At 52.2% G+C, this 12,378-nt stretch carries 13 protein-coding genes and 1 pseudogene; 8 read left to right on the plus strand and 6 right to left on the minus strand.

Annotation, left to right across the window (positions count from 1 at the left end):
* Positions 1-351 precede the first annotated feature (351 nt).
* The 8 genes from ACLGE8_RS03640 to ACLGE8_RS03675 all read left to right on the plus strand — a co-directional run bounded on the left by ACLGE8_RS03640 (position 352) and on the right by ACLGE8_RS03675 (position 6,840).
* Positions 352-609 (plus strand): YjhX family toxin, encoded by a 258-nt coding sequence (locus ACLGE8_RS03640; RefSeq protein ID WP_004131894.1) that lies wholly within the window; start codon positions 352-354, stop codon positions 607-609.
* A gap of 60 nt (positions 610-669) precedes the next feature.
* The gene (locus ACLGE8_RS03645; protein WP_410996519.1) at positions 670-1,416 is read left to right on the plus strand and encodes an SAM-dependent methyltransferase; all 747 of its coding nucleotides are present in this window, start codon (positions 670-672) and stop codon (positions 1,414-1,416) included.
* A 134-nt stretch (positions 1,417-1,550) separates the two neighbouring features.
* Positions 1,551-1,802, plus strand: a complete 252-nt coding sequence (locus tag ACLGE8_RS03650) for a zinc ribbon domain-containing protein (RefSeq protein ID WP_410996520.1) — start codon at positions 1,551-1,553, stop codon at positions 1,800-1,802.
* 373 nt (positions 1,803-2,175) lie between these two features.
* Entirely contained in the window at positions 2,176-3,264 is a 1,089-nt protein-coding gene (locus tag ACLGE8_RS03655) for an ABC transporter ATP-binding protein (RefSeq protein ID WP_410996521.1), read from the plus strand.
* Positions 3,257-3,886 (plus strand): ABC transporter permease, encoded by a 630-nt coding sequence (locus tag ACLGE8_RS03660; protein ID WP_410996522.1) that lies wholly within the window; start codon positions 3,257-3,259, stop codon positions 3,884-3,886. The genes ACLGE8_RS03655 and ACLGE8_RS03660 overlap by 8 nt, the downstream gene beginning before the upstream one ends.
* Positions 3,886-4,563 carry an ABC transporter permease gene (locus tag ACLGE8_RS03665; RefSeq protein WP_410996523.1) on the plus strand — a complete coding sequence of 226 codons (678 nt, stop codon included), beginning with the start codon at positions 3,886-3,888 and terminating at the stop codon, positions 4,561-4,563. The genes ACLGE8_RS03660 and ACLGE8_RS03665 overlap by 1 nt, the downstream gene beginning before the upstream one ends.
* Positions 4,564-4,592: 29 nt before the next feature.
* A complete protein-coding gene (locus tag ACLGE8_RS03670; protein WP_410996524.1) occupies positions 4,593-5,483 on the plus strand; it encodes an ABC transporter substrate-binding protein in 891 nt (296 codons plus the stop codon).
* A gap of 55 nt (positions 5,484-5,538) precedes the next feature.
* Positions 5,539-6,840 carry an LLM class flavin-dependent oxidoreductase gene (locus ACLGE8_RS03675; RefSeq protein WP_410996525.1) on the plus strand — a complete coding sequence of 434 codons (1,302 nt, stop codon included), beginning with the start codon at positions 5,539-5,541 and terminating at the stop codon, positions 6,838-6,840.
* 4 nt (positions 6,841-6,844) lie between these two features.
* Here the strand turns inward: ACLGE8_RS03675 and ACLGE8_RS03680 are convergent, their stop codons facing one another.
* The 6 genes and pseudogenes from ACLGE8_RS03680 to ACLGE8_RS03705 all read right to left on the minus strand — a co-directional run bounded on the left by ACLGE8_RS03680 (position 6,845) and on the right by ACLGE8_RS03705 (position 12,378).
* Positions 6,845-7,645: a phosphate/phosphite/phosphonate ABC transporter substrate-binding protein gene (locus ACLGE8_RS03680; RefSeq protein WP_410996526.1), complete on the minus strand. Its 801-nt coding sequence runs from the start codon at positions 7,643-7,645 to the stop codon at positions 6,845-6,847.
* Positions 7,638-8,609, minus strand: coding sequence for a fatty acid desaturase (locus tag ACLGE8_RS03685; protein WP_410996528.1), 972 nt, complete (start codon positions 8,607-8,609; stop codon positions 7,638-7,640). Before ACLGE8_RS03685 ends, ACLGE8_RS03680 begins: the two co-directional genes overlap by 8 nt.
* 867 nt (positions 8,610-9,476) lie before the next feature.
* Positions 9,477-10,724: an HNH endonuclease gene (locus ACLGE8_RS03690; protein ID WP_410996530.1), complete on the minus strand. Its 1,248-nt coding sequence runs from the start codon at positions 10,722-10,724 to the stop codon at positions 9,477-9,479.
* 433 nt (positions 10,725-11,157) lie between these two features.
* A pseudogene (locus ACLGE8_RS03695) lies at positions 11,158-11,310 on the minus strand (Arm DNA-binding domain-containing protein); the annotation flags it as partial.
* Positions 11,311-11,671: 361 nt separating this feature from the next.
* Positions 11,672-12,040, minus strand: a complete 369-nt coding sequence (locus tag ACLGE8_RS03700) for a TA system toxin CbtA family protein (RefSeq protein WP_410996532.1) — start codon at positions 12,038-12,040, stop codon at positions 11,672-11,674.
* A gap of 20 nt (positions 12,041-12,060) precedes the next feature.
* Positions 12,061-12,378, minus strand: a complete 318-nt coding sequence (locus ACLGE8_RS03705; RefSeq protein ID WP_410996534.1) for a type IV toxin-antitoxin system YeeU family antitoxin — start codon at positions 12,376-12,378, stop codon at positions 12,061-12,063.

Below are 12,378 nucleotides of genomic sequence, written 5' to 3' on the forward strand. Positions count from 1 at the left end.
CCGAAAGAGATGAGGTTACTGGAGGAGAGGCTGTTTTGCAACGGAGCAAAAAAATGGTGCTGGCAGATGAACAATATCGGCGTTCAAACGGCAAGCAGACCGAGTAACGTTTTCCTAACCAGGTCACACTTTTCCATCTTGCAGATACCCATAAAAAAACTACGTGTTACCATTCACCACGTAAATACCTTTCAACTCAACCCGAGGCTTTGATGCTGGAGAATGTAATCATCCGATAATCAGCTTCCCGACCTTTTCAGGCCGGACTGATTATCAATGCGCCGAAATCGAATGCGGACACCGCGGTGTGTTTGCACGTTTTGCACATGATGATTAAACAGGTTCTTCAGCATGAATTTATCCCGTCAGGAACAACGTACCTTACACGTTCTCGCCAAAGGTGGCCGAATCGCGCACGTCCGCGATGCATCAGGCCGCGTCACCGCCGTTGAATGCTACACCCGAGAAGGGCTGTTGCTCACCGACTGCACCCTCGCCACCTTCAAAAAACTCAAAACCAAAAAGCTCATCAAGTCCGTCAACGGTCAGCCCTATCGGATCAACACCACCGGGCTGAATAACGTTCGCGCTCAACTCGATAACCGCTAAGGAGAGCTTCTATGACATTACGCCCTTTCACAGGCCTAACCCAATAACAGGAATTCACACATGGATATCCCACGTATTTTTACGATTAGCGAAAGCGAGCACCGTATTCATAACCCCTTTACGGCTGAAAAGTACGCCACGCTGGGCCGAGTATTGCGTATGAAATCGGGGACAAAAATCCTCGACCTTGGCAGCGGCTCGGGGGAGATGCTCTGCACCTGGGCACACGATCATGGCATTACGGGCACTGGCATCGATATGAGCCCACTCTTCACCGCGCAGGCAATACAACGTGCAGAAGAACTGGGCGTCAGCGAGCGGGTTCAGTTCATTCATAACGACGCCACCGGGTATGTGGCAGAAGATAAATGCGATGTGGCCGCCTGCATCGGTGCCACCTGGGTTGCCGGTGGATTTGCCGGGACCGCCGCACTGCTGGCGCAAAGCCTTAAACCGGGCGGGATCATGCTTATCGGTGAACCTTACTGGCGTCAGCTACCCGCATCGGGCGAAATAGCCCAGGCTTGTGGCGTCAGTTCGCTTGCCGATTTTCTGACGCTGCCAGGGCTGGTCAGCGCGTTCGATAACCTCGGCTATGACGTGGTGGAAATGGTACTCGCTGACCAGGAAGGATGGGACCGGTATGAAGCGGCGAAATGGTTGACCATGCGCCGCTGGCTGGAAGCTAACCCTGACGATGACTTTGCAGCGGAAGTGAGGGCTGAGCTTACCCTCTCGGCGAAACGGCACGTCACGTACACGCGGGAATACTTTGGCTGGGGCGTGTTCGCGCTTATCGCCAGATAACAACAGGTTCCCGGCATCTCTGACACAGGATGCCGGGCACACAAGATTTCGCCTTAGCGTTGATCTGATGCATCACCTGCACAAGACATATTCAGTATATTTATTAATCAATGCATCACCATAAGGAGCATCCTATGTCACAACATGAAGAGTTCTGTCAGGCTTGCGGAATGCCGATGTCGGCGCCCGATGCACAAAGTGCCAGTGATAAATACTGCGCGTACTGTAGCGACAGCAACGGCAATCTTAAATCCTGGGAAGAGGCGGTATCAGGCCTGGCGAGTTTCCTCGACTCCTGGCAAAAGGTCGGCCCGGAAGAAGCACAAAAGCGGGCTAAGCGCTATCTGACGGCAATGCCTGCCTGGGCGCATAAAGCGGACGAGTGAAGACCGAAGCCTGGATGATTTGGGGTGATTATCTTCGGCGACTGGAGCCATATAGGGATGCTTATAGTGCTTGTAAGTGTCCCATTTCGCTTTTAGAAATCTTCCAACATACTGATTATGTCCATGGAAGAAATCGCCATGCGTAAAGCACACCCGATCATTGCAGCACGGGTACGCACCGTACCTATTCTCTTGCTTTCCCACGTTCGCCTTTCACCGATATTGCTGTTGTGACTAAACGTTATTCCTGCCGTCATTATCAAAATCCAAATACCAGCAATACAAATGCAAATATCATATTTGCGCCCTGTTCACCGCCTCTGTAATTTGTGTTTCATATAAACGAAATAATTTCAGGGCGCTATTGTTTCATATGATAAGACTAGAAAACATAAACAAAACGTACCCTGGCAGTACGCACGCCGCGATCGGCAAATTAAATATTGTGATCAATGAAGGTGAATTCTGCACATTTGTTGGCCCCAGCGGCTGCGGAAAAACCACGATACTACGTATGATTAATCAACTGGATATCCCGGATGCCGGTTCGGTATATGTCCAGGGTATTAAAATAGCCAATGCCGATATTATTCAGGTACGGCGAAAAATCGGTTTTGTGATGCAAAGTGCCGCGTTATTCCCGCACCGGACCGTTTCTCAGAATATCGCAACCGTCCCGCGCCTTCTTGGCTGGAATAAAGAGCATATTCAGGCACGTATCGATGAACTGGTTGAGATCATGTCCCTCGACCCGAGTCTGCTTGCGCGCTACCCCCACCAGCTTTCGGGCGGGCAGCAAGGTCGGGTGGCGATTGCCCGCGCGCTGGCGGCCGATCCCCCTATTTTGTTAATGGATGAACCCTTTGCGGCCATCGACCCGGTCGTACGAGAAAAGCTCCAGGACGAGCTGTTGCAGCTCCAGCAGCGCCTGCACAAAACTATCGTGCTCGTCACCCATGACATCAATGAAGCCATTCGCCTGGGCGATAAAATGGCCATCTTTCAGGAAGGTGGCATCCTGGCTCAGTTTGATACGCCCGATCATATCCTCGCCCAGCCGGCCAGCGAGTTCGTGGCGCGATTCATCGGGCCGGAGCCTAACTTAAAACGCCTTGCCAGGCTTCAGGTTGGGCAGCTTCCGCGTCACGATGTGCCCCTGGTGGACGAGGCGCTAACCCCTATTTCCAGCCAGCATCCGGTGGTTGCCAGCCCGCTGCGGCTGGTGCTCGATAAACAGCTGCGCCCGTTGTACTGGCTAGACCCTGAGCGGCGCACCACCCTGCCCGTTTCGCTCACCCTGAAGGCGCTTCACTCCCTTCGTTTCGCCTACAGCGCACTTCTGGATGCGCCGGGTGGAGTGCTGGTGCATGTCAACGGAGACGGTCAGTATCAGGGAAGTATTTCCCACGGGCTGCTCCAGCGCGTGCTGGACGGGCATGTGGATGTTCGCCGCTATGATTGACTGGCAATGGATTGTGGATAATCAGGGGCCGATTGCCGACCTGCTCTGGCAGCACACACTGCTGGTGGCAGTATCGCTCTTTTTCGGCACGGCGCTCACCGGAGTGTTGATTGGCCTGACTCTGCGCTGGCCCGCCTCGGCGCCGGCACTACTCGGTCTGTGTGGGGTGCTGTTTACCATCCCCTCGCTGGCGCTATTTATTCTGTTGATCCCATTTACCGGCCTGTCGCTCACCACGTCAGTGATTGGCTTAACGCTCTATTCATTGCTGATCCTGCTACGTAACGTGGTCGCTGGAATAGAAAAACTGCCGTCGGACGTACTCGAATCCGCCCGCGCGCTGGGTTACACACGCTGGTACCGGTTTGTCGACGTTGAGCTGCACCTGATTATGCCGTCGTTGTTTGCCGGGCTGCGTATTGCTTCGGTCACGCTAGTGGGGCTGGTGACGGTCACGGCGCTGATTGGTCAGGGCGGTCTTGGGCAACTGCTGCTGTCGGGCTTTAACCAGGATTTCCTTACGCCGATTGTGGTGAGCGTGGTGCTGAGCCTGGTGCTGTCGTTTATTTTTGACTCTCTGATAGCGCGTCTGGGCTATTGGGTTACGCCGTGGGCACGCTAATGGACATCTTAACGACAACCTGGCATTGGTTAATTCAGCCAGACCACTGGCTCGGCAATGCGGGGATCCTGCTGCGCTTACGCGAGCATCTCTGGTATGTGCTGGTAAGCATGATTATCGCCTCGGCCATTGCGTTACCTCTGGGAGTGGCGCTGGGCTACTGGCGCAAAGGGGCTTTCCTGGTCATCAACCTGTTCAACATTGGCCGGGCGATTCCGTCTCTTGGCCTGATTTTATTGTGCATTATTCTTTTTGGTTTCAATGATGTGCCGGTGTTTCTTGCGCTAATCGCGTTATCTATCCCACCGATCCTGACCAATACCTGGGTGGGGATTTATCACGCCGACCGCACCCTTTGCGACGCCGCCACCGCACTTGGCATGACGCCTGTACAGAGCCTGTGGCAGCTGCGCATCCCGCTGGCAATGCCGTTGATCTTTGCCGGAATGCGTACCGCGCTATTGCAGCTTATCGCCACGGCGGTGGTCGCCGCCTATGCCGGGCTGGGGGGGCTGGGCCGCTTCCTGATTGATGGTCTTGGGCAGCGCGATATACCGCAGGTCATTTCCGGCTCCCTTGTGGTGACGCTGCTGGCACTTGCCTGCGAGGGAATATTTTCACTTATCAACAACGTGTTATTTCCGTCAAAGGCTACCCCTGCAATAACGGAATCATGATAAAAACCACCTGCAAAAAAAGAGGCACTATGAAGCAATCATTATGGCAAGCATTTAACCGCCGTGGATTTAAATTATCCCTGCTGGCGGCAGGATTATTCAGCTTGAGTTTTACTACTCTGGCAGAAACCGTCACCATCGGCGGGGCAAACTTTACCGAAAGCTCAATTCTTGCCAATATTTACGCCAGCGCATTAAAGAAAAATAATATTGATGTTAAAACGCGGCTTAATCTGGGTAACCGCGAAATTATTATTCCAGCCCTGAAAAGCGGCGAAATAGATATTGTTCCGGAATATCTCGGCGCATTGCTGAATTATTATGACACTAAAACGCTGGCGACGACCCAGAGCGACGTCAGCGCCGGGCTAGCAAAAGTGCTGCCGGCAGAATTCACGCTGCTCACCCCCTCTCCCGCCAGCTCGGTCACGGCCTGGGCCGTCCGCGCCGACACGGCCAAAAAATACGGGTTAACCAAACTCTCCGATCTGACGCCTGTTGCACACGAGTTGGTGATCGGCGGCCCGCCGGAGTTTCCGGTTCGCGCTCTCGGTTTACCGGGCCTGAAGCGCGTCTACGGCCTGGAGTTTAAAGAGGTGAAATCCCTCGACATGGGCGGGCCGCTGTCCCGCCTGGCGCTGAACTCCGGCAAAATTGACGTGGCAACGGTGGTATCCACCCAGGGTTCGCTCGCCAAAGAGAACTGGGTGGTACTGGAAGATGATAAACACGAACAGCCAAGCCAGAACGTTGTCCCGCTGGTACGCAAAGCGGCGCTAACGCCAAAAATCGACGCCGTTCTCAATCAGGTGTCTCACAAACTGGATAACACCGCCCTGGTCGAGCTGAACAAGCAGGTCGACCTTCAGCACAAAGATCCTGCCGCCGTAGCAGAGCAATGGGTCAACACCAACCTTTAACGCGTTTAATTATTCAATGGCCAGGGATCGGCCACAACCTGACACAGGCCCCACAATGTCGCACAACACCATGATCCTGAACCTGTTCTTTTTCAATCCACAGGGTGATTACCGGTTTTCATGGCGTCACCCGGACGCTCCTGAACACGAGGTTTTCACCCTCAGCTACTACACCGCCCTTGCCCGCAAGGCCGAAGCTGCCACGCTTGACGCCCTGTTCATTGCCGACCATACCGGGATCTGGGACAGCGGCCTTGCCCATTATGCCAATGCCCGGCTTGAACCGCTGACGCTGCTCTCGGCGCTGGCAGCCGTAACGGACAATATTGGCCTGATGGCAACGGCTTCAACGTCTTACACCGAACCCTATAACCTGGCGCGCTACTTCGCCTCACTCGATTTCCTGAGTAACGGGCGCGCAAGCTGGAATATTGTGACCTCCTGGCTGGAAGAGGAAGCCGCCAATTTCGGTCTGGATCAGATCCCGCAGCACGGTAATCGTTACCAGCGCGCCGGGGAATTTATCGATGTGGTCACCCATCTGTGGGACTCATGGGAAGACGGTGCGCTTCTGTTTGATAAACAGCGCGGCCTGTTTGCCGATGCAGACAAAGTGCATCATCTTAACCATCACGGCGATTTCTTTAAGGTGCGTGGCCCGCTTAATGTGCCACGTCCGCCGCAGGGGCATCCTGTTCTTGTGCAGGCAGGCTCTTCTGAAGCCGGAAAGCAGCTCGCAGCCAGCAGAGCGGATATGCACTTTGTGTTTATCAAGTCCATCGAGCAGGGAAAAGCCTACCGCGAAGAGATGAATCAGCGCCTGAAAGCACTTGGTCGTTCGCCTGAAGCTTTTAAAATCATCGCCGGAGTGTTGCCGGTGGTGGTGAATTCCGAGGCCGAAAAAACCGAACGCCGGCAGCTTAACGCGCAGTTGATGAGCGACAAGATGGCTATCGATCTGCTGTCGGCTTATCTGAAGCTGGATCTTAGCCCTTATCCCTACGATAAACCGCTGCCGCCGCTGCCGGACGAAGCACACTTCGATGGTATTCGCACCGTTCTGCAACTCATCCGGGATTATGACCCCGCCCTGACCATTCTGGAGCTGGGTCGTCTGTTGCTACAAAGCTCCGACAGCTGGCTGGTTATTGGCAGTGCGCAGGAAGTTGCCGACACGCTGGCGGAAATCTACCTTTCCGGGGCCGCAGACGGCTTTAACCTGATGTTCCCGCTGTTGCCGGGCGATTTTGATCGCTTCGCTGAACAGGTTGTCCCTATTCTAAAAGCCAAAGGGGTGATGAAAGCCGAATATGCGGCGGGTACCCTGCGGGAAAAACTTGGCCTTCCACTGGCCTGACTAGCTACAGCCGGGTGAACCCGGCTGTTTGCGCTGCCTTGCGCCAGTCCAGTAACTGCGAATAAGGTTGGCGCGTCACCTCGCTAAACCCGCCAATCAGCAGCGCGGCACAAACTTCCCGGTATTCCGCCGCACTCACCAGCGTATGAAGCGCCTCACGTAGCACAGCAAGCATGTCGGCAGAGGTTTCCCCCGCAGTGATGAGCGGTAACCCAGGCGCCAGCGGGCTTTGGTCGATAATCGCCAGTCCATCCAGCAACGTGGGGTCATGACGTTGTAATAGTGCCCAGGTTACGCAGTCGATGGCCGCGATATCCCCTGCACCGTGCTTCACATCGTGAAGCGACTGACGATGGCTGCCGCTCAGGACAACGCGCGAGAAAAAGCGCCCGTTTATCGCCAGTGGCGTCACCATTTTCATGAGTACGTTGTAACCTGACTGCGAATCGGTGGAATTGCACACCACCGCTCGGCCGCGAAAATCAGCAAAGGTTTGCTGTTTATCCTCTTCGCGCACCACCAGCACGCTGCGGTAATAGATGTTCTCGCAGCCCGGCGCGGTATAGTGAAAACAACCAACCACCTGAACGTCCAAAAGCTGCGTCACAAGCGGATAACCGCAGGTCTGGCTCAGGATCAGCTGCGGATTTTGCCAGTGTGCTACCAGCGCCTCCTCCGGCAACACTGGCGTGAGGTTCCCTACCGGCACGCCCCGGGCAACCAGCAGTTTTTGAACTGCCAGCCACAGAGCATCGTTGTCGCGGCGGTTAACGGCGTACATCGGGAATGCCAGCGGGTCACTCATGACCGTCTCCTTTATGAATACCCGGATGCACCGTCACATCCACCGGCTTCCCCCAGAAATGACGTAACCATTCACCATATCCCTTCACCAGAAAACCATGGTTGCGCTGCTGATAAGCATCGCGATTGTGCAGGTAAACTGCCTTCAGCCCATACCAGGGCACACCAGGTAGATCGTGATGTACAGAATGATAGTTAAGATTTAAAAACAGGACCCGCCAGAACAGCCCGGCTTCGTTGATTACCGAACGCGCCAGCGGATCGTCCGCCGCCCGGTGCTCAAAAAAGGATCGCACTTTGGTCAGCGCCAGCGCGGGGTAACTCACCGCCAGAACAAACCACAGAGGAGAGAAGCCAAGGTGCAACATCCAGCTAAAAAGCACGGCAAGTAAGGCCCCGTGGATGACCCACATCAGCATGGCAGCAACCTGAACGTGGTGAAAGGCGGACCAGGCACTGCCCAACGTCTGCACGATATCTATCAGCGGTGCCAGCAACAGCCGTCCAATAAAGGTGTTTCGCAGATGAATCACCCGCTTCTGCCACGGGCGAAACCGCGCCCAGCTTTCATCGCTAAAGTAATAAGACTCAGGATCGTCCACCGGTACGGTAAGGTGGTCATTACGGTGATGCGCCAGATGAGAGTCGCGGTATAGGCCATAGGGATACCAGACCGCCAGAGGCAGCGTGCCAAAAAGCTGGTTCAGCCGGGAAAATCGCGTGGGATGTCCGTGGATCAACTCATGCTGCAGCGACATGTACCAGGCGGTAAACCCGATAAGCAGCACGGTGGCGGGATATAAACCCAGCGCCTGCCAGTTCGCCAGGGTCGCAAACCAGCCGCCATAAATAGCTATCATGATTAGCCAGGTCGGGAGTTCGCTGCGCCACAGGATGCTGGTTGAAAGCTGGTGAATATGTTCTCGTTGTTGTTGGTGCAAATAGAGGGAGTTTCGTTTACCCATTCCTTCAGACGCTCTTTCCGCCAGTGAATATATGGCATGAAGATCCGGGATAACGCCTGAAATAACAAAGAACTTAAATCGCTATGCTTTGCCAGAAAAACAGGGGCAGCAGCGCGTGACATCAGATTAGCTAGCTGACGATAATCATCGTACGAGCACAAGCGCCAGCATCTTTTCGTTTTATAGAAACCTGCGTCAAACTCAGATAGCCGATTATTTACCCGTTTTGAATTTGGCTTGTAACGGCAATAGGTGGATAACGCCGGGCGAATAAAACAGCCAACACCACGAAAAATAAGGGAAAATGGAGAATCGAGGATGATACGGGAAGAAAAAATGGTGCGGTAATAGGAACAAAATCATCAACACAAAGGCATTGATTTTTAATCACTTTACTTAATTCGATCTTTTAACATACCCCCATAAGTACCCCCAAATGTTTGCATGTATGACTTAATTGCAGATCAGAACAACAAGATCAATCACTGCAATCGGCTCTGATTTAGTGCCTTATCTACAAAGGATGCTATTCAGTCCTTTTTTTAGTAGCGCTCAAAAGTATCAGGTATCAGCCTCATAGCCGAGCTCATTCACTGTAATGAAGGCCGCACTAGTAGATCTGGGTTTATTTTAAATGACACTAAACGCCTTTTACTATGCTGGCGCATTTCAGTCCACTTCGGAATGGTTCGATTGACCGACGTTGCACTGCTCGCACATAACCTGCAGGTTAGACAGTTTTTAACACCAGAGACGGGTATTTGCTACGTGGCTTGATATGACGTTGGTCGTAGTTGCTTTCAGAAGTAAGTCACGCTTGAAATATTAGACTGCCGCTTGCCAGGAACGCAGTCAGGTGTTCAAATTTTATGCGGCAGTGTCGACTTCCATATAAGCCGTCAGAAATATCGTCCAACGTTCGTCCAAGTTGGTGGAGTTAATCGGCTTAACTGTCTTGATAGTCTTACCTTCATAAGCAGCCAGATCAGGATCGCTTTCCAAGATGGTGAGACTAAAATGTATTGTCATGGCCAGCGGATCAATCGCGCACATTCCAGCGTCAAACAAAGTATGCAAGTCGGCACGGAGCAGCAGGCCGTTTTTAAAGCTCGCACCACCTTTGCGGGCGTGCGCCAACAGGTGAGCCGCTTCGCAACGCATCAGGCTTGCACCGGAAATCACGCAGCGTTCAAAACAGTTCAACGCCACGTCAGCACGGAATTGTGCCTGTGTACGGCGGCGCATACCGTAAAACGGTATATCGCCTTTAGCGTCGCGTTCCACCAGCTGACGAATTCGCGATTTACGTGGTTTGCGTACTCCCGATTTGCGCTGTTTTGACTGGCTTGGCTCTTCTTCTTTTGGACTTGAAATAACGACATCAGGCGCTGTTTCGGTAACTAATACCGCTTTTGTTGTATCAGAAACACCCTCAACTGGATCGGCACCGTAAATTTTGTTGTAAAACGGTTTTGTATATTCCAGCTCGTTCTCCAATTCAGGTTTAGGATCCGACTCAGGCACTAGCAGAACCAGTTTAGGCGTGGCCAGCAGAAGGAATTCAGGCATTGGAGCGAACATTTGCGCCACCGCTAGCAACTCATCCTCGGTTAACGATGCAGTAGCTAAAAAAAGCGCTATGCGTTCTTTCTCGGGAATTCTGTTGAGTTTCTTATGGTTCATCCCTACCCAGCGGCGATACGATAGCACTCTCATATGTGGGAGGCCTTGAGCAATTTCCAATGGGTATTTTGGATAAAGCATCTGCGGTAAATTTTTCGCTGAAACTGATGTAATTTTCTCTTCTGTAAGAGTTGTGTCTTTACGCATTAGTTTTGCTGTACGTGCAACCGCGGCTGCACGCTTTGCCTGTAATGCCTCAGATTCTGCCTTTTGCTTATTGATCTTCGCTATCTTGCGATCTGCGTCAGCGTTACCATATAGCTCCAACTGTTTGAGAGTGGCGATCACCTTGCTCTTATCCATCCCACGAGTGAAGGTATATGTCTTACCCTTCCAGTTAAAGCGCACGTTATGCTGTTCAATGTGCACAATCGCATCACCCTGATCAGTTTTTTCAAAGAAAAATTGAAACTCGGCGCGGCTTATCTTCATGATTTCGCATGCTGCTACCGTGGCCTGTGAGTGAGCTAGCGTGTACGTAGAATCACGCGGACCGCAATGAACGGTGTTCCAACAACCCGGAGTCCAATTTCCGAAAGCGTAGTGATTTGCCTTCCAAACTCGTCGAGTATAATTAGCACGACTAATGACGTGCTTATAACCGTTGTGTTCACGAATAATCATTTCATTTCCCCGCTCGGCACGGCGATATTTTGGCCTGCCAGCTGTTGTCAACTTCCGCGCAAACGGCGTTATATTAACGGCGAACGGCCTTACAAGTACTTATGTAGTCTTCCAGTTCTCGCGAGGCTATCAGTTCGCAGCCTTCCAAATCACGGTGTTGGCTTCAAACGGTAAGCTTCGTACCAGGAGCTGACTTTCAACGCCGCAAATCACGGCAGACAAAAGTTACATTGCGAGGTCCGAGCAGCGCAGCTTTTTGGCTGTCCGTGTGCTTAAGTCGCCAATAGCGTTTTCCATTAGGGTTGACCAAAAGGTAAAGTCCCCCGCCATCTGAGAGTTTGTAAGGTTTATCTTTTGGCTTTGCGGTATCAACCTGGCGGGCGTTAAGTTTCACTGGGGGTATCTCCATAAGACCGAACAGCACATACCCCCGAATGTACCCCCATGTGCATGTAGATTTTGGGGTATGTCAGTAGACGTCAGAATACAAGCGAGAGCTGAAAGATGCCGATTATAAGGGGGTTTAGTGAACTTGAGTAGACTTTGAAAAATGCAAAATGGTGCGATAATAGGAACATAACAAAACCCATTCACCCATTGATAAATATAAATATTTTCTTGTTTCATCTTTATAAATGCCCCCTTTTGTGCCCCCACCTTGTTTTTCATGGGACTCGATGAGCCTTTCATCGAGTCGCCAATATCACCAATTTCGTTACAGACCGTGCAAATCTTCTCGACTCTTGGAGCTCTCCTCACTGCCGTGATCGGCTAAGAACAATATTACTTACTTCCCGATACGAACAGCTGTTCATTAATCCGCATGCTCTCCTGGCATGAAGGATATCTGTCACAGTCAAATATGGCGCTTGTTCCTGTGAGGTAAATCCTGTGCGATCGCTACGTACTAACTCATGCTTTTCTACAAGAAAGTTAACGGCATTAGCCAGAGTGATACCGGCATCGATATGTTCCTGTATAACGGTTTGATCCCAGAACGGCGTATCGTTCAGGGTCAGACCATAGTGTTTTTCCAGTAGCCGTGTAAGAAGCATTTGCCAGACTGCAACGGGCGACAGACAAGGCTTCGCCGCCCGCGAAATTGTAGCAGGTAGAGTTTTCATGTTTGCTCTCGTGAAATTCGTTAGCGTTGAGTGGGATAAATGGCGATATATACGTAGCCGCAACTACCAAGGGTATCGGCTTCGCAGGTAAAACCGTTGTGGTACAGAGTGACACAGTGGGCATGGCGAGGATTCATTTCACCAGTAGTCAGCATTGATTCCATCTGACTGATAAAATGCGGGAATGCGACATCCAACTTCAGGCATTTGGCATCACTAAACTTACCGGTGATACTTGCTCGATCAGCCAGATAGTGCAGCCGGTTGCCCTCCTGCACTAGACGTGCTCCCAGGCGTGGCGTAATATCCCGCTGCAGGCCCCATGTGATGTTGCTCAT

Origin of the sequence: Kluyvera sp. 142486, assembly GCF_046569695.1 — a bacterium.
Taxonomy (GTDB): Bacteria; Pseudomonadota; Gammaproteobacteria; order Enterobacterales; family Enterobacteriaceae; genus Kluyvera.

Bases quoted from the DNA above. Each gene is read 5' to 3' on its own strand.
- ACLGE8_RS03640 (WP_004131894.1), top strand. From the start codon at position 352: ATGAATTTATCCCGTCAGGAACAACGTACCTTACACGTTCTCGCCAAA.
- ACLGE8_RS03645 (WP_410996519.1), top strand. From the start codon at position 670: ATGGATATCCCACGTATTTTTACGATTAGCGAAAGCGAGCACCGTATT.
- ACLGE8_RS03650 (WP_410996520.1), top strand. From the start codon at position 1,551: ATGTCACAACATGAAGAGTTCTGTCAGGCTTGCGGAATGCCGATGTCG.
- ACLGE8_RS03655 (WP_410996521.1), top strand. From the start codon at position 2,176: ATGATAAGACTAGAAAACATAAACAAAACGTACCCTGGCAGTACGCAC.
- ACLGE8_RS03660 (WP_410996522.1), top strand. From the start codon at position 3,257: ATGATTGACTGGCAATGGATTGTGGATAATCAGGGGCCGATTGCCGAC.
- ACLGE8_RS03665 (WP_410996523.1), top strand. From the start codon at position 3,886: ATGGACATCTTAACGACAACCTGGCATTGGTTAATTCAGCCAGACCAC.
- ACLGE8_RS03670 (WP_410996524.1), top strand. From the start codon at position 4,593: ATGAAGCAATCATTATGGCAAGCATTTAACCGCCGTGGATTTAAATTA.
- ACLGE8_RS03675 (WP_410996525.1), top strand. From the start codon at position 5,539: ATGTCGCACAACACCATGATCCTGAACCTGTTCTTTTTCAATCCACAG.
- ACLGE8_RS03680 (WP_410996526.1), bottom strand. From the start codon at position 7,645: ATGAGTGACCCGCTGGCATTCCCGATGTACGCCGTTAACCGCCGCGAC.
- ACLGE8_RS03685 (WP_410996528.1), bottom strand. From the start codon at position 8,609: ATGGGTAAACGAAACTCCCTCTATTTGCACCAACAACAACGAGAACAT.
- ACLGE8_RS03690 (WP_410996530.1), bottom strand. From the start codon at position 10,724: ATGAAGATAAGCCGCGCCGAGTTTCAATTTTTCTTTGAAAAAACTGAT.
- ACLGE8_RS03700 (WP_410996532.1), bottom strand. From the start codon at position 12,040: ATGAAAACTCTACCTGCTACAATTTCGCGGGCGGCGAAGCCTTGTCTG.
- ACLGE8_RS03705 (WP_410996534.1), bottom strand. From the start codon at position 12,378: ATGAGCAACATCACATGGGGCCTGCAGCGGGATATTACGCCACGCCTG.